The sequence below is a fragment of the Pedobacter nutrimenti genome (assembly GCF_003208655.1).
GTDB lineage: Bacteria > Bacteroidota > Bacteroidia > Sphingobacteriales > Sphingobacteriaceae > Pedobacter > Pedobacter nutrimenti.
Map to the genome: position 1 here is coordinate 326,450 of NZ_QKLU01000005.1, position 20,600 is coordinate 347,049.

At 42.9% G+C, this 20,600-nt stretch carries 21 protein-coding genes; 12 read left to right on the forward strand and 9 right to left on the reverse strand.

The features are described from left to right. Nucleotide 1 precedes the first annotated feature (1 nt). Nucleotides 2-652: an SCO family protein gene (locus B0O44_RS16315; RefSeq protein ID WP_110832808.1), complete on the reverse strand. Its 651-nt coding sequence runs from the start codon at nucleotides 650-652 to the stop codon at nucleotides 2-4. A gap of 100 nt (nucleotides 653-752) precedes the next feature. On the opposite strand from B0O44_RS16315, the gene B0O44_RS16320 reads away from it, so the two are divergent. From B0O44_RS16320 to B0O44_RS16330, 3 genes are all read left to right on the forward strand, one after another. Then, a complete protein-coding gene (locus B0O44_RS16320; protein WP_110832810.1) occupies nucleotides 753-1,757 on the forward strand; it encodes a beta-ketoacyl-ACP synthase III in 1,005 nt (334 codons plus the stop codon). Nucleotides 1,758-1,891: 134 nt separating this feature from the next. Beyond that, on the forward strand, nucleotides 1,892-2,209 hold the full coding sequence (locus B0O44_RS16325) for an ArsR/SmtB family transcription factor (RefSeq protein ID WP_110832812.1): 318 nt from the start codon (nucleotides 1,892-1,894) through the stop codon (nucleotides 2,207-2,209). 19 nt (nucleotides 2,210-2,228) lie between these two features. Then, nucleotides 2,229-2,654 (forward strand): SRPBCC family protein, encoded by a 426-nt coding sequence (locus B0O44_RS16330; RefSeq protein WP_110832814.1) that lies wholly within the window; start codon nucleotides 2,229-2,231, stop codon nucleotides 2,652-2,654. 28 nt (nucleotides 2,655-2,682) lie between these two features. Here B0O44_RS16330 and B0O44_RS16335 read toward each other — a convergent pair whose 3' ends face one another. The 4 genes from B0O44_RS16335 to B0O44_RS16350 all read right to left on the reverse strand — a co-directional run bounded on the left by B0O44_RS16335 (nucleotide 2,683) and on the right by B0O44_RS16350 (nucleotide 8,954). Continuing rightward, on the reverse strand, nucleotides 2,683-3,885 hold the full coding sequence (locus tag B0O44_RS16335; protein ID WP_110832815.1) for a Bcr/CflA family multidrug efflux MFS transporter: 1,203 nt from the start codon (nucleotides 3,883-3,885) through the stop codon (nucleotides 2,683-2,685). A gap of 54 nt (nucleotides 3,886-3,939) precedes the next feature. Beyond that, nucleotides 3,940-4,401, reverse strand: coding sequence for a DUF4268 domain-containing protein (locus B0O44_RS16340; protein ID WP_110832817.1), 462 nt, complete (start codon nucleotides 4,399-4,401; stop codon nucleotides 3,940-3,942). Between the two features lie 47 nt (nucleotides 4,402-4,448). Next, nucleotides 4,449-6,911 (reverse strand): outer membrane beta-barrel protein, encoded by a 2,463-nt coding sequence (locus B0O44_RS16345; protein WP_170123355.1) that lies wholly within the window; start codon nucleotides 6,909-6,911, stop codon nucleotides 4,449-4,451. Nucleotides 6,912-7,040: 129 nt separating this feature from the next. Further along, complete coding sequence (locus B0O44_RS16350; RefSeq protein WP_110832821.1) at nucleotides 7,041-8,954, reverse strand: ATP-dependent DNA helicase; 1,914 nt, start codon at nucleotides 8,952-8,954, stop codon at nucleotides 7,041-7,043. 166 nt (nucleotides 8,955-9,120) lie between these two features. Here B0O44_RS16350 and B0O44_RS16355 point away from each other — a divergent pair, with 166 nt between their 5' ends. Together B0O44_RS16355 and B0O44_RS16360 are read left to right on the forward strand one after the other, a co-directional pair. Continuing rightward, nucleotides 9,121-9,486, forward strand: coding sequence for a hypothetical protein (locus B0O44_RS16355; RefSeq protein ID WP_110832823.1), 366 nt, complete (start codon nucleotides 9,121-9,123; stop codon nucleotides 9,484-9,486). 100 nt (nucleotides 9,487-9,586) lie between these two features. Next, on the forward strand, nucleotides 9,587-10,123 hold the full coding sequence (locus B0O44_RS16360; protein WP_110832825.1) for a ferritin: 537 nt from the start codon (nucleotides 9,587-9,589) through the stop codon (nucleotides 10,121-10,123). A 228-nt stretch (nucleotides 10,124-10,351) separates the two neighbouring features. Here the strand turns inward: B0O44_RS16360 and B0O44_RS16365 are convergent, their stop codons facing one another. Then, complete coding sequence (locus B0O44_RS16365; protein WP_110832827.1) at nucleotides 10,352-11,503, reverse strand: Atu1372/SO_1960 family protein; 1,152 nt, start codon at nucleotides 11,501-11,503, stop codon at nucleotides 10,352-10,354. Nucleotides 11,504-11,589: 86 nt separating this feature from the next. Between B0O44_RS16365 and B0O44_RS16370 the strand changes: the two genes are divergently transcribed. From B0O44_RS16370 to B0O44_RS16395, 6 genes are all read left to right on the forward strand, one after another. Continuing rightward, a complete protein-coding gene (locus B0O44_RS16370; RefSeq protein ID WP_110832829.1) occupies nucleotides 11,590-12,378 on the forward strand; it encodes an AraC family transcriptional regulator in 789 nt (262 codons plus the stop codon). Nucleotides 12,379-12,769: 391 nt separating this feature from the next. Further along, complete coding sequence (locus B0O44_RS16375) at nucleotides 12,770-13,144, forward strand: hypothetical protein (protein ID WP_110833060.1); 375 nt, start codon at nucleotides 12,770-12,772, stop codon at nucleotides 13,142-13,144. 94 nt (nucleotides 13,145-13,238) lie between these two features. Continuing rightward, nucleotides 13,239-13,673, forward strand: a complete 435-nt coding sequence (locus tag B0O44_RS16380; RefSeq protein WP_110832831.1) for a hypothetical protein — start codon at nucleotides 13,239-13,241, stop codon at nucleotides 13,671-13,673. Continuing rightward, nucleotides 13,673-14,311 carry an SCO family protein gene (locus B0O44_RS16385; protein WP_110832833.1) on the forward strand — a complete coding sequence of 213 codons (639 nt, stop codon included), beginning with the start codon at nucleotides 13,673-13,675 and terminating at the stop codon, nucleotides 14,309-14,311. Before B0O44_RS16380 ends, B0O44_RS16385 begins: the two co-directional genes overlap by 1 nt. A 98-nt stretch (nucleotides 14,312-14,409) precedes the next feature. Next, nucleotides 14,410-14,814: a hypothetical protein gene (locus B0O44_RS16390; RefSeq protein WP_146229855.1), complete on the forward strand. Its 405-nt coding sequence runs from the start codon at nucleotides 14,410-14,412 to the stop codon at nucleotides 14,812-14,814. A 43-nt stretch (nucleotides 14,815-14,857) separates the two neighbouring features. Beyond that, entirely contained in the window at nucleotides 14,858-15,835 is a 978-nt protein-coding gene (locus tag B0O44_RS16395; RefSeq protein ID WP_110832838.1) for a 2-hydroxyacid dehydrogenase, read from the forward strand. Here the strand turns inward: B0O44_RS16395 and B0O44_RS16400 are convergent. Beyond that, the gene (locus tag B0O44_RS16400) at nucleotides 15,823-16,119 is read right to left on the reverse strand and encodes a chaperone modulator CbpM (RefSeq protein WP_245943683.1); all 297 of its coding nucleotides are present in this window, start codon (nucleotides 16,117-16,119) and stop codon (nucleotides 15,823-15,825) included. The two genes, B0O44_RS16395 and B0O44_RS16400, sit on opposite strands and share 13 nt — an antisense overlap. Before the next feature lie 10 nt (nucleotides 16,120-16,129). Further along, complete coding sequence (locus B0O44_RS16405) at nucleotides 16,130-17,044, reverse strand: DnaJ C-terminal domain-containing protein (RefSeq protein WP_110832842.1); 915 nt, start codon at nucleotides 17,042-17,044, stop codon at nucleotides 16,130-16,132. Nucleotides 17,045-17,192: 148 nt separating this feature from the next. Between B0O44_RS16405 and B0O44_RS16410 the strand changes: the two genes are divergently transcribed. After that, nucleotides 17,193-19,781 carry a M1 family metallopeptidase gene (locus B0O44_RS16410; protein ID WP_110832844.1) on the forward strand — a complete coding sequence of 863 codons (2,589 nt, stop codon included), beginning with the start codon at nucleotides 17,193-17,195 and terminating at the stop codon, nucleotides 19,779-19,781. Between the two features lie 308 nt (nucleotides 19,782-20,089). On the opposite strand, the gene B0O44_RS16420 is transcribed toward B0O44_RS16410, so the two are convergent. After that, nucleotides 20,090-20,590, reverse strand: a complete 501-nt coding sequence (locus tag B0O44_RS16420; protein ID WP_110832848.1) for a hypothetical protein — start codon at nucleotides 20,588-20,590, stop codon at nucleotides 20,090-20,092. Between the last annotated feature and the right edge of the window lie 10 nt (nucleotides 20,591-20,600).

Sequence of the window (20,600 nt, forward strand, 5' to 3'; positions counted from 1 at the left end):
GTTATTTTTTATATTCAGCCAGCAATACAGGAATGTCTTTGGTCAGCTGGGCAACAGATTCCGGATTGGTTCCGTCATAAGCCCCTCTGATGCGCCTGTCTTTATCGATCAGAACCAGCCAGCCCTGATGTACATAGCCGTCTTTGTCATTCTTATCTTCCATTACCGCAACCAGATAGTTTTTTTCCGCAATCCCATAAATTTCCTCTTTAGGGCCATAAACAAATTGCCATTGGGGGCCTACGCCCAGTTTTTGTGCATATTTTTTTAAAACAGAAGGTTTGTCGTATTTAAAATCTATGGTATGGGACAAGTACATAATATCGGGATTATCTTTGTAGTTGTCGTATATGCTTTTCAGGTTCCTGTGCATGACCGGGCAAATGCTGGAACAGGAGGTGAAGAAAAAATCGGCAATGTATATTTTGTCTTTGAATTTTGCGTTGGTAATTAAAACGCTGTCCTGGTTGAGGAACTTAAAATCAGGAATGGTTTGATAAATGGAGTCGGTTTTTGTCGTCCCGTCTTCATTTTTTATAGTTTTAGCCTCGCGTTCTCCGTAAATTGGTAATTTTCTCTCATTTTTGCAGGACGTTAAACAAAACAGGATTGCGAAAAATACGGGAATAGATAAGTTGCTTAGATATTTCATATGTATATGTTGACGCTGCAAAGGTACAGTTCAAAAAAAATAAAGTGTAACACAGCTGTAAATATTTCTTAGTTTTGCGCACCGAATTGAAAAATGATTAATGAGAACTAGATATAATGCTGCGATTACCGCTCTCGGTGGATATGTACCAGAAAATGTTTTAACCAACCATGATCTGGAAAAAATGGTCGACACCAATAATGAGTGGATTGTCGCCAGGACCGGAATTAAAGAGCGGCATATTGCCAGCGATAAAAATACAGCAACTTCTGATCTTGCAGTAAAGGCTGTGGAGCGCTTGCTGAAAGATGCAAATTTGTCTCCGGAGGCTATAGAATGCGTCGTGGTGGCTACTTCTACACCAGATTACATTATGGTTTCTACAGCCAGCGTGGTTTGCGAAAAAGCGGGTTTGGTGAATGCCTGGGGAGTAGATTCCAATGCGGCCTGCAGCGGCTTTCTCTATGCGCTGACATTGGGTGCAAGTTTAATAGAAAGCGGAAGATATAAAAATGTGATTGTGATCGGTGCAGATAAAAACAGTGCCATTATCAATTATGAAGACAGAAACACCTGTATTCTTTTTGGAGACGGGGCAGGAGCGGTGTTGTTGGAGCAAACTACGGCAGAAGAAGGCCTGATTGATAACGTTTTCAGAACAGACGGAAGCGGAAAAGAGCAACTGATTGTCCGTGGGGGCGGGTCAATGCACCCCTCTACAACGGAAACGGTTTCCAATAAACTCAATTACATTAGCCAGAACGGAAGAGTTGTTTTTAAAGCGGCCATAGAAGGAATGACCCAAACCTGTACAGAGGTTTTTGAAAGAAACGATCTGAATGCGGCGCAGGTAGACTGGTTGATCCCTCATCAGGCCAATTTGAGAATTATTCAGGCAGTGGGAGAGAAGCTGAACATTTCTGCTGATCATGTTAAAGTGAATATTGACCGTTATGGAAATACCACTGCGGCAACAATTCCATTGTGTTTGTGGGATTATAAAAATGATTTTAAAGCAGGGGATAAAATGATCCTGACGGCTTTTGGCGCAGGATTTTCCTGGGGCGCCTCTTACCTGGTCTGGTCTAAACTCAGAGGACAATAAAAACTTTACAGACGAAATAGATAAACCCGCTGATCCAGGCGGGTTTTTTTATGCAATAAATTTTATTTTTTTTATTGTGTAACCAAAAGGTTTCCTATATATTTGTAACCGAAAGGTTTCATATAAACTAAACAATGAGAAGAGATGTATTTCAGGCGATTGCCGATCCCAATAGAAGAGCAATGATCAATCTGCTGGCCGGGCAGCCTTTAAATTTAAATGCGGTTGCCGATCATTTTGACATCAGCCGTCCTGCTGTGTCCAAACACATTAAAATTTTAAACCAGTGCGGACTGATCAGTATCCGGGCACAGGGAAGGGAACGTTTTTGCCATGCAGAACTGGAGCAGTTAAAAGTGGTTAAAGATTGGGTTGAAAGTTACAGGGCTTTCTGGACAAAAAAACTGGATGCGTTGGACGAGTTGCTTTCAGAAGAAGGAGATAAAATTTAAATAACTTAAATATAAACAGATGAATGCAGAACCAATTATTTTAGAACGTACCTATAAAGCAGCTATTGCCAGGGTATGGAAGGCCATCACCGACAAGGACCAAATGGCCAAATGGTATTTCAAGCTCAATGAGTTTAAACCTGTTGTTGGCTTTGAGTTTGAGTTTGAAGCCGGAGACAAAGGCGTTATGTACCTGCATAAATGTGTGGTCACAGAAGTCGTCGAAGAGAAAAAACTTGCCTACACCTGGAGCTATGAAGGTTACGATGGAAGTTCGGAGGTGAGTTTTGAACTCTTTGAGCAAGACGGACAGACCCGTCTTAAGCTGACACATAAGGGCTTGGAAACTTTTGCTCAAAACAATCCTTCCTTTGCGAGAGAAAACTTCTTTGGCGGATGGACGGCAATTCTGGGAACTTCGCTTAAGAACTATCTGGAAAAATAAGCTTTTACAGATCTTTGGACCATTTGGTTCAAAGATCTGTTTCTGTATTTTCTGTACGGTATCGGAAAAAAGCAAGAATCAGCAGGGACACCAATGCACAAATAAACATGGTGGCTGCCATGGGCATGGCGGTACCATTATCTGCCGCACTAACAATAGCCGCAGTAAGTGAAGCGGTAATATAAGTCAATGCCCCGAGTAATGCCGAAGCTGAACCTGCATTCTTTTTAAAGGGAACCAGTGATAAAGCAGTGGTATTGGGCAGCAAAAAGCCCAGGGTGGAAACGTAAATAAAAACCAGCAGCAGCATCGGGATCAGTTCAATGTGCAATAGAATACCAATGATCAGGCTAAGGCCTGCCAGAAGCTGTACCCAAACCATCGTGCTTACAATTTGCCCGCTCGAATATTTTTTAAGCATCAATCGGTTCAATTGTCCGCAACCAATAAGGCCTATGGCGTTTAGTCCAAAGATCCAGCCATAATGCTGGCCGGAAACACCGTATAATTTCATCAGCACAAAAGGCGAACCCGAAATATAAGCAAAAAGCCCGCTATCTGTGATGGTACCAATAAGGGCATATTTTACAAACTGCCGGCTTTGCAGTACACGGAAATATTGTCGGGCAATACCTCCGGCGGTCATGGACAGACTTGGGTCTGCCTTTTTACTTTCAGGGAGCACCAGCCAGTTGCCCAGAAAAGCAAACACTCCAATTCCACCCAGGACAGCAAAAATGACCCTCCAGTTGTAGTGGGTAATGATAAATCCACCTATGGAAGGTGCCACAATAGGTGCAATGCCCATAATGAGCATAAGAATCGAAAAAACATGTGCGATGCGGTCGGAGGTGTAGAGGTCGCGGACCATTGCCCGGGCAATGACCTGACCACTGCTGCCCCCCAGTCCCTGCAGCAATCTTAAAGCAATGAGAACTTCTATAGAATGCGTAAACATACAACCTATGGAAGCGATGACATAGACAGAGAGTCCGATGGCCAAAGGTATTTTGCGGCCAAAACGATCGGAAAGAGGGCCGGTAATCAGTTGCCCGGCAGATATGCCAATAAAAAAACTGGCCAGGGACAATTGTACAGTGGCAATAGGGACACCCAAACCTTTAGCGATAGCAGGGAAGGCAGGAAGGTACATGTCAATAGAAAGGGGGCCAAAAGCGGTTAGTAAACCCAGAATCAGCAGAATAAATAAACCGGTACGTTGCTGTTGCATGCGCAAAGCTAGGAAAAACCTGCTTTAATTTCTTATATATAAAGATTGAGCCCTTTATTTAAAGAGCTCGAAGCCATATTGCGCTGTACTCCAGAACTCATCAAGCGCCATGATGCGCACTTTGAAAAAACGGATCAGTGCCGGCCAGTCTTCCTGTTTGAATATACTATGTCCGGACAATTGTGTGGAAATCCTGCTGATGGTTTTATATTGTTCAGTTTGCGTTTCGGCGGCCCAGTCCCAATCCTCGTTCAGGCTACTTTGCAAAATGTTTTTATATTCCCTGAATTGTTCAAACATCAGTTCCCTGACCCCTGGATCGGGATGGCTGATTTCAATACTGACAGATGCAGTGCGTTGATCTGCCTGCATTTTAAAAAATAAATGTTTGACGCCGGTCTTGTAATTGATCCAGTTTACTTTTAGCCCCTCAGAAGAGGGCTGCAGCGCCATATACTGACCAAAAGCTGTCCAGAAAGCTTGTTTAATGGCCGAAGCCTGATCTTTAGAATACAATTAAATTTGGGTTAAGCTTGCAAAACCCAAATTTAACAATTTATTCTTTAACCTCCTGATTTCACCCTTCTTCCTTCTTCTTCTGAACCACCGGAACGCTGACGTGCCGCTTTAATCTGGCTGCTTCCGAAACGGTAGGTGCAGGTAACCCGGAAAATCTGACTTTCCCATCTTTCGTTCACCACATAATTTTGCGATGGAAGGGTACTGGTGATCCTGCTTTTCTGCAATTTAAAAATATCGTTGGCTGCCACTTTCAGGTTGATTTTTTTATCCATGAAAGACCTGCTCAGGCCCAGGTCAACCCCATATTGAGGGTCAATCAATAAAGTGCCGTAAACCTGTTTGGACTGGTAAAAGCCCGACCATTCGATACTTGTGTTTGGATTAAGGGTAATGGTTTGCGTGGTGTTGAAGTTAAAAGCTGTTCTGCCGCTTTCATAGGGCTGGCCCAGCAGGTTTGGTGTTTTAAACTTATTATAGTACACCGTCAGATTATTGTTGCTGCTCCACCATTTGGTAATCTGAACAGGGTAATTCAGGTTCATGTTATAAGAGTCCTGCGTGGCCAGGTTCTGTGTAGAAATAAAGATGGTCTTTTTTGCAGTATCTGTCAGCAGGACATCTGACATGACATCACTGGTATGGCTGTAACCAAAAGTAAGGTTGAGCGTCTTTTTATAGGAATAAGAAAGCTCAAAAGCATTGGTGTACTGTGGTTTGAGGAAAGGGTTCCCAAAACGGTAAGAGTATAGGTCCAGGTAATTGACAAAGGGGTTCAGGTTGCTGTAATCCGGACGGTCAATCCGCCTGCTGTAAGAGAAGCCGACGTCATGGTTTTTTGACAATTCCTGGTTCACGAAAAGACTTGGGAAAAGGTCAAAGTAATGGCGGTTGACAATTTTCTGGTCCGTTACAGAATTTCCTTTAGAGTTGGTCTGTTCCGCCCTTAAACCCAACTGTACAGTGGTGGTTTTGAATTTCTTTTTGATATTGGCGTAAGCTGCATTGACATTTTCATCATACAGAAACTGGTTGCTGCGCGTAACATCATTCACCCAGGTGTTGTTCAGGAAATTCTGGAACAGGTAACTGTTGTCTGTTTTAACAAAACTCGATTTTAAGCCAAGGTCCAGTTTGGTCTCTTTATTAATCGGGTAGGTATAATCCACTTTTCCTGAATAAATATTCACCTTGGTTGGGATCTGATTGGTGAAAAGATAGTCGGGTTTATAGGTTTGTCCGGCAGCATTGAGGTAAATGTTGTTGAAATCATTGATTTCTGAAGATTTGTATTGTGCAAAATCGGCATCTGCACTGAATTCCTGGCCCAGGGTATCTATAGTGCTTTTGTAATTCAGGTTATAGGCCATCCCGGTGTATTTGTATTTACTTGGGTTGGTGGCCACTACTGAAGAATCTGTTTTTGAAGGGCGGTCACCAATCAGGGTATTGACATTGGCGGTGCTTTTTCCGTTGCTGTTGTAACCGTTCATGGCAAAGCCCAGGGTGTTGTTGTCGTTAATGAAGTAATCTATACCCGCTTTGAAATTGCTGTTGTTGCGGTTGTTTATGGTACTGCTGGTCTGGTTAAAATAAGTTTTATTGGCGCTGGTTTCGTTTACCCGCATGATGTCTGTAGACTGAAACCTTTTGTTGTGGCCATAATTGAAATTGCCATAGACGTTAAGTTTCTTTTCCCGGTGGTTCAGCGAGAGCCCGCCATTAACTTTATAATATTGTCCTATACCCTGGCCTACATACACAGAACCGTTGGTGCCAAAATTGCGGTTTTTCTTTAGTTTGATGTTGATGATTCCCGAATTACCCGCCGCATCATATTTTGCCGAAGGGTTAGTGATGAGCTCTATGGATTGTATGGCATTGCCTTCTGTAGCGCGCAACAGGTTGGCCAGTTGTTCCTGAGATAAATACGTTGGTTTCCCATCCAACATCACCGTTACACCTTGTTTTCCCATCAGACTGATTTTACCATCCTTGTCTACAGTCACACCCGGGGATTTCTGCAAAATTTCCAAAGCCGTATTTCCTGCGGCCAGGGCGCTGTTTTCGACATTTAAAACCATTTTGTCAACCTGTCTTTCAATCAGGGGTTTCTGGTGTACAATTTCAACGCCTTTAAGCAGCTTTGAATCTGTACTCAGCTGTACGCTTCCTGTATTGTGTGATTTTTTCTCCGGGCCAATTCCATAAGGTCCCTTAAATACTTTTTTATAACCGACAACATAAAATCCAATGAGGTAATTGCCGGCTTTAAGACTTTTAAACTGAAAGGTACCGTTGTCCTGGCTTAAGGTGCCCTTTACAACGGTCGAATCTTTTGCATTTAACAGGCTAATGGTTGCGTAAGGGAAAGCTTTTTGAGTTTCATCCAGTACTTTGCCGGAAATTTCTCCATCAGAAACCGGGTTCTGAGCTTTAGTGAGGCCGATGTTCATTAAAAAAATGCAGATCATCAGCAGGCAGGTGTGGTATTTTTTGTGGTTCATAATGGTCATCATAATTCCACATACGCTTCACAGCATATTCTTAGGAGAACATGTAAAAAGGGAGTGGATTTTTTAATTACCTATAAGATGTTAGAAAAAGGTAAAAGGTTACAGGTTATTGTATTTTTTTTAAAATAATTGAAGTGTAACGGCCTGTGGGCCACCTGAGCTGCCTGAAGGCTGATGAGCAGTTTTATTTTTTTGCTGGTCCAGCCATTCCAGGTAATCTTTTTGGTCCAAAGGCTTGTCCAGCAAACCAGCGGCAATCTGAAGCAGGGCCAGCTGATTTTCGGTGAGTTGTCTTTGCTTTTGAAAAAGATGATGGATTTGCTGGTGGATCTTGTTTTGCGGTTTGATCCGCAGGTACTTGATCATGGGCTGCAACATTAAGGTTGAAACTTCTTTTGAAAAGTAAGTAACTGCCGAAAGGACCCGGCTTTGTATGGCGGGTTGATCTTTAAAACCATTTTGCTTTAATAGCTGGCGCAGTTGTGACTGGAAACGAGAAGATAATGTGGTCAGCTCATGTACAGATTTGCGCAATTGACCAAGCAGCAAATTGATTTCGGTAATGTTGGACTTAATAACCTCCGGATTTGAGCTGATGCTTTCCAGGCCGGCACTGAGTTTCTGAAAGGAAAAATAAGCCAGTACCTTTTGAAGGATGAAGCTTTCCTGCTGGGAGATAAGAATCTGGTCCAGGTCTTCTTCTTTTGCCGGGGCCATATATCGGATGACTTCCGGGTTGGAACGCAGGCTTTCTGTGGTGATTTTAGATTTGAGGACCAGGCCGTTTAAGGTCCTTACCCTGCTTAAGGCCACATAGACCTGTCCGGAAACAAATGATTTACCCGCATCAATAATGGCATTGTCAAAGGTGAGGCCCTGACTTTTATGTATGGTCACCGCCCAGGCCAGTTTAATGGGATATTGTGAAAACTCGCCTACCTGTTGCTGCACAATGACTTGCTCGGGATCAGTTTTATATTCAAAGGATTGCCAGGAAGATTTTTCAAGGACCATATCCTCCTCCTGGGGGAAAGAAATCAGGATTTCTCCGGCCGTAATGGACTTGACTTTGCCGATTTTTCCATTGTAAAATTTCCGGTCATCACCGGTGTCATTTTTAATGAACATAATCTGGGCACCTTCTTTTAGTTTCAGGGTCTGTTCTGCCTGTAAGCCAAGATCCCGAAAATCACCGCTAACCTCTCCTTCAAAGCTGTATTCTTCTCCCGGAAGCTCATGTAGTTTTTCTGTATTAACGGCATTGGCTTCTGCATTGTGGGAGGTGATGATAATCGGGCTGAGTTCTCCGGATGGATTAAACAAGGGGTCATAACGACGGTTGAGGATTTCCAGGCTGTTTTGGTCAATCTGGTTGTTCCGTATGTCATTTAGAATATTGATAAACTCCGGTTCTGTTTGCCGGAAGACTTTGGTCAGTTCAATTTGCAATAAGGGATTTCGGCGGACCACATGGGCATCAAAAAAATAAGGAGAGGCATAGGCCCGGTTTAAAAAAGCCCAGTCCTCTCTTTTGGTCACAGGGGGAAGCTGGTATAAATCACCGATCAGGAGCATTTGTACACCCCCAAATGGCAGGTCACTTTTTCTCACGGCCCGCAAAATGGCATCAATGACGTCCAATAGGTCACAACGGACCATAGAAATCTCATCAATGACCAGCAGTTCCAGTTCATTGAACAGACTGATCTTTTCCCGGGAATAACTCATGTCCGAAACCACAGCGCTGATGGAAAGGATACCGGCCTGGAGGTTTTCGAGTTGGAGGTCACCGGGAAAAAAAGAGCCCGGAGGAAGCTGGAAGAAAGAATTAATGGTGGTGCCTTTGGCATTCATTGCGGCAACGCCGGTAGGGGCAACCACGGCCATTTTTTTGGTGCTGCTTTCTGTAATTTTTTTGAGCAGGGTCGTTTTTCCGGTTCCCGCTTTTCCGGTAAGGAAAATGTGCTGATTGGTGTAGGCGATAAAGGATAGGACTTTATCAAAAACCGTATTGGAAAAACTGCCATTGCTCATTCTGCAAATTTAGCAGATATTTTTTTGTACAGGGCCAATGTTGAAATGTTCTGCATTAGGAGTTTGTAAGCTGTTTTTACAGAGAGGGATAGTTATTTAGAATAATTATTGCTATTAATTTGGATTAATTCCATATAATGATTTTCTTTGTGCAAATTTAGAAGCAATGCAAAATTCTATTCTGGAAATTTCCGTTCAACTGACCGAGGTATTTAGTACAAGTAAAGGTGCTGTTTACCAGAGTGACAAGGAAAGTTGCTGGTATATTGATTTTGCCGGTAAGGTTGCTTGTTTTGATTACAGGAATATTCTTAAATTGAAAAAAGCTATTTATGGCATCAATATAGAAGAAATTCTTATGGATAGTTCTAAATCAGCAGATGTTGAGATTGTATTTATCTGTGCCTGTGATCATTGCTATGTGTTGACTGTATTGGAGATCATTGCTTTTAAAGAACTGCTGGAAGGGACTTTTGTGATGCTGAACCTGAACCATATTATACAGGACCGCCTGTACCGTATTTCTGCTTAACTAGCTTTAGACTCTTTCCATATTGCACGCTGATGCAGTTTTTGTGATTTTATAGCATTATTTTTGACTTATAATCAGTTGAAAATAAAATAAGAAGACCATGAAAGATATCATTCGCATAAAAAGTTTAATTTCTGCAGACGTAGAAGCCTTGTTGAATCAGCAAATTAAAAAAGAAGCGCAGTCTTCTTCAGCTTACCTTTCCATGGCATCATGGTGTGACCGTAACGGATTTGACAATTCTGCTGAATACTTTTTTAAGCAGTCTGATGAAGAAAGAGAACATCAGCTAAAAATTTATAAATATGTTCTTGATATGGGCGGAACGGCCATTTCTCCGGAAGTGACCAATGTTAAAATAGAGTACAACTCTTTCCGCGAAGTATTTGAAGAAGCTTTGGATCAGGAGATCAGCGTAACGCAGTCCATTAAAAACATTGCCGCACGTTGCCATAAAGAACATGACTATGTAACAGTAGAGTTCTTAAACTGGTTCTTTAAAGAACAGAGAGAAGAAGAATATAAAGCCAGAAGAGCTGTTGAGTTGTTTGATCTGATTGGAGAAGAAGGAACAGGAAGATGGGAAATTGACAAACACGTAGGTAAAATAAACTACAACGGCCAGGCCGGAGAATAACTTAACCAGCAAGTCTGGTTTTGAATACAAACCTATCGCAGTCATGCTGCGGTAGGTTTTAATGTAATACAAAGAACCAGATTGCGGTGGGAAAGAAAGATAAACATTCTAAAAAAAAGCATTCCAAGAAAGAAGGCAAAAGCAAGAGAAAATCGGAATGCTGTGAAAAATACAAAAGAGGCAAAAGATGCGGAAGTTGCCCTTTTGCCTGATGTTGTAAGCCCTTTTTTATTCCAGTTCGAATATGGCCTGGATTTCGACAGCCGAATTCATCGGCAGCGAAGATGCACCAACCGTTGCACGGGTGTGTAAGCCTTTTTCGCCAAAAATAGCCACAAGTAAATCCGACGCTTCGTTCATGAGAGCTGCATGTTGACTGTAACCTGCTGGTGTATAAAAATAACCAGTGAGCTGTACCGCCTGTTTTACTTTGTTCAGGTCACCGCCCGCTGCATCTTTAAGTACGGCCAGAATGTTCAGGAGCGTTTGCCTGGTTGCCTGCCTGGCTTGTTCGGTAGTGACTTCTTTATCAATCATGCCAGGATGTTCTATATGGCCTGCTTTTAAAGCGATCTGATTGATTAAAATAAGATTTCCTGTCCTTTTATAGGTTTTGTAGCTTCCAACCGGCGCAGGTGCCTCGGGGAGTGTAATACCCAGATCCTTTAAGCGCGTTTCTATATCATTTTTTGCAGGTTGAACCGATGGGCTTGCATCATGCAGTGGAGCACAGCCCTTTACAACCCTTGCCAGTGCATAACCCTGAAGCTGGGCCAGATGAAGTTCTCCCGGAGAGGGGCGCTGTGCTCCAGCTGCGCCAGCTATGGAAACCACACCAAAAGGCGTGTTGCCCATTATTCCGGTGGGAACGATGATCATGCCATGTAGGGCCAGGGTGTTCCAGAAGGAAAGGACCGCAGCTTCTCTTCCTGCCCCGCTGCCCGCAGACATAAATACAGTAGCCGGAATACCTTCCAGTTTTCTGGCGGTCCAGATGGCTACAGACTGGTCCAGAAAGGACCGCATGTCTGCGCTCATGTTGCCAAAATGTACCGGACTGCCAAAAGCAATGCCATCATAGGCTGTCAGATCTTCAATGCTGGCATAAGGTATTCCGGAAAAGGCCATGTTTTTTTCGTTTTGCAAAGGTTTTATCCGGGGAACCTGTTTTAAAACGGCCTTTGTGCCTTCCATTTTTTCTATTCCCGAAGCAATGGCCAGGGCAAGTTTGTAGGTGCCCCCTTGTTCGGTATTGAAAAGGACCAAAATGCGGCGGTTAATTTCTTTATTTTGCCTGGCCTGGGCCCTTAAAGAAAATAAGGTCAGGACTATAAGGCAGGTGGTGACAGCACTTTTGCTGATGAGATGGAATAAATGCATAGTTTTTTAATATGAGCAGGCAAAGGTCTGTAAAGTAAGCCATGGCGAAATGTTTATATTTGCCAATTACATGTTAAAAAACGACAATGGAGGAAAAGGCCAGATTTTGTCACCTGACCGTCGACGCGGTTGATAAAAGAGCTTATGTATGGCATGAGGCCAACTGGAAATTTTCAGATGAATGGCATGCACACCACAGGGGGCAGCTCATTTACGTGGAAAAAGGTTTGCAGTATCTGCACACAGCAAACCAGACTTATTTATTGCCTACCCATCATTGTGCCTGGATACCACCTGGTATGGCCCACAGGACCTCTTCACCGGTCCATCCGGTGTACCTGCGCTGTCTGTTTTTTAGCAGTACCGGCCAGCAGCCTTTCTTTGAAAATATTAATGTTTTTAATACACCCAGGGTCCTGCGGGAAATGATCCTGTTTACAGAACAATGGTCCAGGCTGGAAAAGGAGGATGCCGTTGAACAGGATTTTTTGCAGGGCTTAAAAAGGATCCTGCCTCTAAGCTTTAAAGCTGCCATTCCATTGGTGCTTCCGATGCCTTCTGATCCAAGAATAAAAGATGTGGTCGGTTATCTGGCAGAAAATATCCGCAATGAATTCCGCTCGCCGCAAATCGCTGCGCGATTTAACCTTACGGTTCGTACCATGGAACGCTTGTTCAAAAAAGACATCGGAATTACTTTTGCAGGTTACCAGAAATTACTGAAAATCATCAAGGCCGCCGAACTGCTTTCGGTCAATGGAGAGACGGTTAAAAGTGTCGCTTTCCAGGTCGGTTATGAAAGTGTTTCCACGTTCAGCAATACCTTTTTTAAGGTGCTCGGAACAAGGCCGCAGGAGATGCTTTCCGAAAAATAATGCGCTGGTTTTTGTTGTAAAATCAGGCGCCAGACCTTTAGGATGGGCGCCATTTTAACCTGGGGGTTTTCTGTTTTTCCAATCCATTTGTTTTAAATATTTTTTGTCTGAAAAGGGGAGGAGCGCATTTTTTGCTTCCTTTTTATCTGAAGTTTATATAATTGAACTTATACTCTATATTGAGTTTGTAACTGTCACGTTATTAATTTATTGAAAAAATGTTCCTAAATTTTTTTAGTAATGTATTTTTTGTTTATATGTGTCAATTTATTTAATTGATAAACAGGTATTTGTTTTGTTTTTGTTGAATTTTTGAGACTTGTTGAAAAATGCACATCTTAATCAGAATATTGCTGCGCAGAAAGGTGATGTTTGCGTATATTTGCCCCGCATGCTGACTCGTTTAACGGCCATATTACTGATCTTTTGTTCCATTTCTGCAAACTTGTCCAACCTGTTTATTGAGGCTGGTTTTGAAATGAACCAGGCTTATATTGCCAGGGAACTTTGCGTCAATAAAGATAAACCACAGCTGCATTGTAACGGAAAATGTTACCTCTTGAAAAAGCTCAAACAGGCGGAAGAAAAAGAGCAGAAACAGGAGCGTCAGGCGCAGAAAAATACAACCCTGGAAGCGCTGGTTGTCCAGCCCTTTTTATTCAGAAACTTTTCAGTTCCCCTGCTTGCTTTGCACATACCTTTGTGCACCGGAATTCCCCAGTCGGCCGCAGGTTCTGTTTTTCATCCTCCCCGATTCGGGGGATAAACGACCAAAACAGGAGCCACAGAACCACTGTGGTTTACCATGATGATTTCGTCCCAGTGCGGACGTGCCCGTATGATTTACAATAAAAACAATTATGAAAAGATTAACAGCGATTAGTATATGTGCTTTTTTTGCTGCAGCCTGCAGCCAGCAACAGGATTATAAAACAGAACGTGACCAGGTGATGAAGTTTCATGACGTGGTGATGGAAGACCAGGGGGTTGTGGTGGGAAACCAGATGAAGCTGGACTCTCTGATTAAAGACCTCAGGAAGGCAAAAAGCATCCGTCCTGAAATAGATACCTTAAAGGAAAAAATACAGATGTTGGAACTTAAAGCGAGTTTAAGCCATGCCGAAGAACAGATGAATAACTGGATGCATCAGTTTGAACCTGATGTAAGTAACAAATCCAATGAAGATGCAATTGTGTATTTTAAAGGGGAAAAAGCGAAGATCGCACGGATCGACAGCTTGTATAAACAGGAAATCAAAGTTTCAAACGCTTACTTATCTAAATTCAAAAAATAATGATCTACAGAGCTTCTTTTATAGCCTTGGTCCTTTTATGTTTAATGGGTTGCAAGGAAAAACGGGCGCGTTTGCCTTTTTTACAGGCGGAGATTAACGAAAAGACGGTAAATGGTAAAACTGTCCCGGATACGGTTTTCAGGACCATACCGGCCTTTAAATTCCTGAACCAGGATAGTGTGGTGGTTACAGGGAAAGACTTTGACGGAAGCATTTATGTGGCCGATTTTTTCTTTACCTCCTGTCCGACCATTTGCCCGACCATGCACAGAAATCTGTTGAAGGTGTATAAAAAATACGAAAACAATCCACAGGTTAAACTGGCCTCACATACCATTGACTCCAAATACGATGTGCCCTCAAGAATGAAAGCTTATGCGAATAAGCTGGGCGTTAAAGGCACACAATGGGAGTTTTTATGGGGGACAAGGGATGAAATCTACGCACTGGCCGAAAGGAATTACCTGGTGAGTGTGAAAGAAGACAAGCAATCTCCGGGAGGTTTTGTGCACCAGGGCTATCTGATCCTTGTGGACAAGGAAAAACGCATCAGGGGCGCTTATGATGGTACCGTTGACGCAGATGTAAAGAAGTTAATGGAGGACATGGATACCTTGTTGGAAGAATATAAAAAATAGGCCCGGTTTTAAATTTTAAGAAAAATTTGACCGTCAGGCAGGATTGGTTTATACTTACAAAAAAACGCTTAATGTTTTACAATTTAAAAATGAACAATATGAAAAAAACCGCTCTGTTAATGGTCCTGTTTGTTGCACTGGGTACACTGGTTTCGAAAGCACAGAATAAATTTTCTTCCTGGCCTGCACTTGGTGAATTTCACAAAGTGATGTCTGAAACCTTTCACCCTTCTGAAAAAGGCGATTTAAAGCCTGTTAAAGAAAGAAGTGCTGAGCTTGCTGAAAAAGCAGCGAAACTGAACAGTTCGATGATCCCATCAGAATTTAACAAGCCTGCCGTAAAAAAAGCAGTAAAATTACTGGCTGCTGAAAGTCTAGACCTGGACAAACTGATCCGTAAAAAAGGAACAGATGAGCAAATCAAAAAGAGCCTTGTGGCTTTACATGACCGCTTCCATGAAATAGTCGGTTTGTGTAAAGATGAAGGGCACGAAAAACATTAAGTGCAATTCCCATGTTTAGTTACATGGGAATTTTTTTTGCGATATGAAGAAAGTATTTATCACCAGGGTTATCCCCGAAAAAGGCTTGGAGCTGCTGAAAGAAGCAGGAATTGAAGTGAATATGTGGACGCAGAAGCGGCCCCTGACTCCTCAGGAGCTGATTGATTACTGTAGTCAAAACGACGCCTTACTGAGTGTAAGCACAAAAATAGATGCGGCTTTTTTAAATGCCAGTAAACACCTCAAAGTGATTGCGCTGCATTCTGCGGGTTACGATAATGTAGATGTGGAAGAGGCCAGCCGGTTGAAAATCCCGGTGGGCAATACCCCGGGGGTATTGAGTGCGGCCACTGCTGATACGGCTTTCCTGTTGATGCTTGCCTGTTCGAGAAAAGCATTTTACATGCACAAACAAATCCAGAAAGGGGCCTGGGACTTTTTTGAACCTACTGCAAATTTGGGAATAGAACTCTATGGCAAGACTTTGGGTATTTTTGGCTTGGGTAGAATAGGTATGGAGATGGCCAAACGTTGTAAAGGGGCATACAACATGCAAATCATTTACCATAACCGGGCACATAATGAGCAGGCAGAAAAAGAATTGGGGGCCGTGAAAGTTCCTTTCGAAGCTTTACTGAAAAAAAGTGACGTACTTTCTGTGCATGCAGCCTTAAGCCTTTCGACCAGGGAGATATTCAATCTGGAAGCTTTTTCAAGAATGAAAACAGAAGCCATATTTATCAATACAGCCAGGGGAGGCATGCACAATGAGCGGGATTTAAAAACAGCCCTGGACCAGGGAATGATCTGGGGGGCCGGACTCGATGTCACTAATCCCGAGCCAATGGCGGCAGATGATCCCTTACTGGACAGGCCAAATGTTTGTATTTTGCCTCATATTGGCTCAGCTACCCGTGAAACAAGGGATGCCATGTCTGTACTGGCCGCACAGAACATTATCGCCGGTTTAAAAGGCGAACGATTGCCTCATGCAGTGAACCCGGAAATTTATGACCTCTGAAGGGTTTCGTGCAGCTGAAGACGGTTTTTGAGTACGGTAATCTCCTGCTGCATATCTGTTAGTTTTCCAAGAAGGTGTCTGATTGCGTCGATGCCTTCTATATTGATTTGCAGATCGTAGTGTAAATGAATATATCTTTCTACTTCTGAAAACTGGTCTTCCTGGATAAACTTATCTGGTCCCACCAGGGTAAGGCTAATGATGCCCGATTCTTCAAGAGAAATGAGGAAAGAAGGTTCTATATTATAGTGAACACAATATTCTGTGATTTTTATAAGTTGCATGCTCATAGATTTAAGATTTTGCCAGTTCTTTAAATAATTCACGTTGTTTTTCACTCAGCTGATCTGGTATTTTTACCGTATAGGTGACAAACAAATTGCCAAATTCACCTTCCTTTTTATAGACAGGAAAGCCTTTTCCCTTTAGCCGGACCTTTGTGCCGTTCTGTGTAGCGGCAGCAACTTTAAGTTTTACTTTGCCGTTAAAGGTCTCTACTGTGGTCTCTCCGCCCAGTACTGCGGTATATAAATCCAGTTCGGCCGTGGTGTAAAGATCATCATTGAGCCGCTTAAAGGAAGGATCATCTGAAATATTAAACGTAATGTACAGGTCTCCGTTTGGTCCTCCGTTAACCCCAGGGGCACCATGGCCTTTTAAGCTGATCACTTGCCCATTGGCAATACCGGCGGGAATCGTAATCCTGATGTTTTTACCATTGACGGTCAGGGTTTGTTTATGGGTGTTGTAGGCATCCCGAAGCGATAAATGAAGCTCAGCCTGGTAATCCTGCCCCTTAAATTTTGTGTTGCCCCGCTGGGACCTGCCACCGGCAGCACCAAACATAGATTCAAAGAAATCAGAGAAATCCCCTTCCCCAAAATTTGCACTTTCTGAATAAGCGGAGTTTCCAAACGGATTGCCCGCTCCCTGTGCATGCTGCTGGTTGGCCCGGGATTGTTTGGCCTGCTCATATTCTTCCGCATGTTTCCAGTTTTCACCGTATTCGTCATACTTTTTCCTCTTCTGCGGATCACTAAGGGCCTCATTGGCTTCATTGATTTGCTGAAATTGTTTATTGGCTTCTTTATCATTTGGATTCAGGTCAGGATGATATTTTCTGGCCAGTTTTCTGTAGGCCTTTTTGATGTCGTCCTGACTTGCAGTTTTGTCAATGCCGAGTATTTTGTAATAGTCAATAAATGCCATATCAATACAGATGTTTTTATGAAATGCTGTTCAGACAAGTTCGGGATATGCCCACCAAAATTCAAACCAATTCCCGTTTTTTTTTAATTTTTTGTATTTTTATAAACATCTCTCTCTTTTTTTCGGGAATTTAAATTAACCATCTGGTATGACTCTTAAACAGCGTGTTTTATCATTTTACCTCCTGTCGCTCTTTTTTCTTTCGTGGACTGCCCAGGCAGGTATACTGCAAGTCCCTAAAGCTTCAGGTCTTGGGCTGGAAAATGGGGTGTCAAAAAAACTGGCCGCGTACCGGAAATCTGTATTGAGTAAAGTGCGGTATGAGCTGGAATTTGATTTACCGGAAGAGCGCCAGGCCGCTATCCAGGCAAAGGAGGTGCTCCGTTTTGAGTTAAAAGAGGTGAAATTCCCATTGCAGATCGACTTTAAAGAAAATGCAGCCAAGCTGAAATCTGTACTGGTGAACCAAAAAAAAGTGCCAGCTCAGCATCAGAAGGAACATCTGATTATTCCTGCTGCGTATCTTAAAAGTGGCAGCAACGAAGTGAAAATTGATTTTCAGGCAGGTGAAGGTGCTTTAAACAGAAATACAGATTACCTGTATACATTATTTGTTCCGGACCGTGCCAGAACAGTATTCCCTTGTTTTGATCAGCCCAACCTGAAAGCCACATATACCCTCAGTTTAAAGTTGCCACTTCACTGGAAGGCCATTTCAAATGGCATTTTAAAAGATTCCCTTCTGGAAAATAACCGTAAAGTCTATAAATTTAATACTTCCCAGGCCATCAGTACCTATTTGTTTGCTTTTGCAGCAGGCCGCTTTACACAAAGCCAGGGAATGGTGTCTTCCATGAAAACAGAGTTTTTGTTTCGGGAAACAGATACAGCTAAAATCAGGCTTAGCGTTCCGGAAATTTTTAAAACACACAGCAATGCCTTAAAATACCTGGAACAGTGGACGGGCATTGCTTACCCTTTTCAAAAGTTTGGCTATGTGGCCATACCCGATTTTCAGTTTGGGGGCATGGAGCATCCGGGAGCCATTCAGTACAAAGCAGCTTCCTTGTTTTTGGACAATGGTGCAACAAAAGACCAGATCAATGCCAGAAACAACCTGATTGCCCATGAAACCTCGCACATGTGGTTTGGGGACCTGGTGACCATGGACTGGTTTAATGATGTATGGATGAAGGAAGTTTTTGCCAATTTTATGGCCGATAAAAGTATGGCTGATGCAAACGGAAGCGATGAATTTGATTTAAAATTTCTGGTGGACCACTTTCCTGCGGCCTATGCAACAGACCGGACCCAGGGTTCCAATCCGATCCGTCAGGAGCTCGACAACCTGAATGAGGCAGGGACCATGTACGGAAATATCATTTATCATAAGGCACCCATAATGATGCGTCAGCTCGAGCGATTGATCGGACCAGAGGCTTTTCAAAAAGGGATCCGGGAATACCTTCGGAAGTTTGCAGGGGGGAATGCTTCCTGGCCGGACCTCATTGCCATTTTGTCCAAATACAGTTCTGCAGACCTGAAGCGCTGGAACAAAGTCTGGGTAAATGAAACGGGTATGCCAAAAATCGATTACCAGATGGAACTCAAAGAGGGTAAAATTAATCGTTTAACCATTGAACAGGCCCCTGAACAAGGTTTACCGCGTGTCTGGCCCCAGTCATTTGAACTGACTTTCTTTTATCCGAATTACAGCCGGGAAATGACCGTCCGATTAGATGGCGCTAAAACCGAACTTAAAGAGGCTTTTGGTTTGGAAAAACCATCGTTTATATTATTTAATTCCTCGGGCCAGGGTTATGGCCGCTGGCCGGTGGACACAGCGATGTTTGCACAGCTTTATAAAATTGAAAAACCCCTTAGAAGGGCCTCGGCTTATATTTCCCTGTATGAGAATATGCTGAGGGCTAAAAGCATTGAGCCAGGGCAGTTACTCAATTTATTTATACAAGGATTGGACAAAGAAACAGACGAACTCAGTTTGAAGCTGATCAATGGGTATATCAGCGCCATTTTCTGGAATTTTAGTACGATGCCTGAACGCCTCAAAATTGCAGCAACACTGGAAGATTCCTTATGGTCTGCCTTGCAGGCGCAAAATTCCCCGAACCAAAAAAAGATCCTTTTTAAAACTTACCAGGACATTTATCTGAGTACAGCAGCAGCGGACAGGTTGTACCAGATCTGGAAAAGCCAGACTGCTCCAGCAGGAATCCGTTTATCGGAAGATGACTATACTTCCCTGGCTTTTTCGCTGGCCTTAAAAGGAAATGCCGATACCAGTATTCTTCGTACCCAGCTGGGCAGGATTATCAATGCAGACCGTAAAAAACGCTTTGAATTTATCATGCCGGCCCTTTCTGCAGACCAGGGCACCAGAGACCAGTTTTTTAAAAGCCTGAAAGAAAAACAAAACCGGGCTAAAGAGTCAAATGTGCTGGCCGCCTTGTATTACCTGCACCATCCATTGCGACAGAATTCCTCTGTAAGGTATTTGCCGGAAAGTTTAAACCTACTGGAAGAATTGCAGGTTACCGGTGACATCTTTTTTCCGCAGTCCTGGCTGCAGGCTACTTTTGGGAATTACCAAAGCACAGCAGCAGCGAACACGGTCCGTGATTTTTTAAAGACACACCCATCTTATAATCCAAAGCTCAGGGCTAAAATCCTGCAGGCCGCAGATAATTTGTTCAGGGCTGAAAAGTTGTTGAAATAAATGGATTAACCCGATCTTATCTTACGCACCTGAACGGCATGGTGACTGTATTTTCCATCACTTTTTTCAAAGGTAACCTGATCATGAAGAAAAAGTGTATTGAAATCCAGGTCCGGATTGTCAGAGGCTAAAAGTATAAAGCTGACTGAAGTGTCCAGCTCGGTGATAAAACCTATTTTCCTTTGATAATTTATAAAATTAATATGGCCTGTTAACACTGCAATCGTTCTAATGTTTCTTAGAACAAAGTTAACGATTGTTTAATGTTTATTTAAATTTCTTAAACAAATTTATGAAATAATCAGAAATCATTTTTTGGGCGCTGCGGTGTGGTTTTGATAAAAACTGGGGCTGATCACCACAATGGTAAAGGATTGGTCTGCCGTAATTCCCTGATAAACATAATTTTTTCCTTTAAATACGGTGACCGTTTGGTTTTCAATAAGCTGCGTGTCCAATTTAACTGCTTGAAGGGCCTCTATTTCCTTAAGTAAAGCTTCGTAGGCCTCTTTGTCCGGCGCCTGATAATAGATGCGGTTAACGGCAGTTCTTTCGGTATGAATTCTAATCCAGGCCAAAGCTTTGGAAGCATCACTTTCCAGGTTTCCGTAAGAAAAGGTCCTGTAATAGTCGGTCTCAAAAGATCCGGTTAATCCGGCGTTGAGTTTCCAGCCTTTGTTAATCAAGGAATCGCTCACATAGGTCATGGATTTTCCTATGGGTGCCTCAAGGTCCTTTAGGCTTAGGCCTTGCGCATGAACGTGCACAGAAATACCCGTCAACAGGGCTAGCAAAAAATACTTTAACATCAGGCCAAAT

Excerpts from the sequence above, each read along its gene's own strand:
- B0O44_RS16315 (WP_110832808.1), bottom strand. The coding sequence starts at position 652 with ATGAAATATCTAAGCAACTTATCTATTCCCGTATTTTTCGCAATCCTG.
- B0O44_RS16320 (WP_110832810.1), top strand. The coding sequence starts at position 753 with ATGAGAACTAGATATAATGCTGCGATTACCGCTCTCGGTGGATATGTA.
- B0O44_RS16325 (WP_110832812.1), top strand. The coding sequence starts at position 1,892 with ATGAGAAGAGATGTATTTCAGGCGATTGCCGATCCCAATAGAAGAGCA.
- B0O44_RS16330 (WP_110832814.1), top strand. The coding sequence starts at position 2,229 with ATGAATGCAGAACCAATTATTTTAGAACGTACCTATAAAGCAGCTATT.
- B0O44_RS16335 (WP_110832815.1), bottom strand. The coding sequence starts at position 3,885 with ATGCAACAGCAACGTACCGGTTTATTTATTCTGCTGATTCTGGGTTTA.
- B0O44_RS16345 (WP_170123355.1), bottom strand. The coding sequence starts at position 6,911 with ATGAACCACAAAAAATACCACACCTGCCTGCTGATGATCTGCATTTTT.
- B0O44_RS16350 (WP_110832821.1), bottom strand. The coding sequence starts at position 8,954 with ATGAGCAATGGCAGTTTTTCCAATACGGTTTTTGATAAAGTCCTATCC.
- B0O44_RS16355 (WP_110832823.1), top strand. The coding sequence starts at position 9,121 with ATGCAAAATTCTATTCTGGAAATTTCCGTTCAACTGACCGAGGTATTT.
- B0O44_RS16360 (WP_110832825.1), top strand. The coding sequence starts at position 9,587 with ATGAAAGATATCATTCGCATAAAAAGTTTAATTTCTGCAGACGTAGAA.
- B0O44_RS16365 (WP_110832827.1), bottom strand. The coding sequence starts at position 11,503 with ATGCATTTATTCCATCTCATCAGCAAAAGTGCTGTCACCACCTGCCTT.
- B0O44_RS16370 (WP_110832829.1), top strand. The coding sequence starts at position 11,590 with ATGGAGGAAAAGGCCAGATTTTGTCACCTGACCGTCGACGCGGTTGAT.
- B0O44_RS16375 (WP_110833060.1), top strand. The coding sequence starts at position 12,770 with ATGCTGACTCGTTTAACGGCCATATTACTGATCTTTTGTTCCATTTCT.
- B0O44_RS16380 (WP_110832831.1), top strand. The coding sequence starts at position 13,239 with ATGAAAAGATTAACAGCGATTAGTATATGTGCTTTTTTTGCTGCAGCC.
- B0O44_RS16385 (WP_110832833.1), top strand. The coding sequence starts at position 13,673 with ATGATCTACAGAGCTTCTTTTATAGCCTTGGTCCTTTTATGTTTAATG.
- B0O44_RS16390 (WP_146229855.1), top strand. The coding sequence starts at position 14,410 with ATGAAAAAAACCGCTCTGTTAATGGTCCTGTTTGTTGCACTGGGTACA.
- B0O44_RS16395 (WP_110832838.1), top strand. The coding sequence starts at position 14,858 with ATGAAGAAAGTATTTATCACCAGGGTTATCCCCGAAAAAGGCTTGGAG.
- B0O44_RS16400 (WP_245943683.1), bottom strand. The coding sequence starts at position 16,119 with ATGCAACTTATAAAAATCACAGAATATTGTGTTCACTATAATATAGAA.
- B0O44_RS16405 (WP_110832842.1), bottom strand. The coding sequence starts at position 17,044 with ATGGCATTTATTGACTATTACAAAATACTCGGCATTGACAAAACTGCA.
- B0O44_RS16410 (WP_110832844.1), top strand. The coding sequence starts at position 17,193 with ATGACTCTTAAACAGCGTGTTTTATCATTTTACCTCCTGTCGCTCTTT.
- B0O44_RS16420 (WP_110832848.1), bottom strand. The coding sequence starts at position 20,590 with ATGTTAAAGTATTTTTTGCTAGCCCTGTTGACGGGTATTTCTGTGCAC.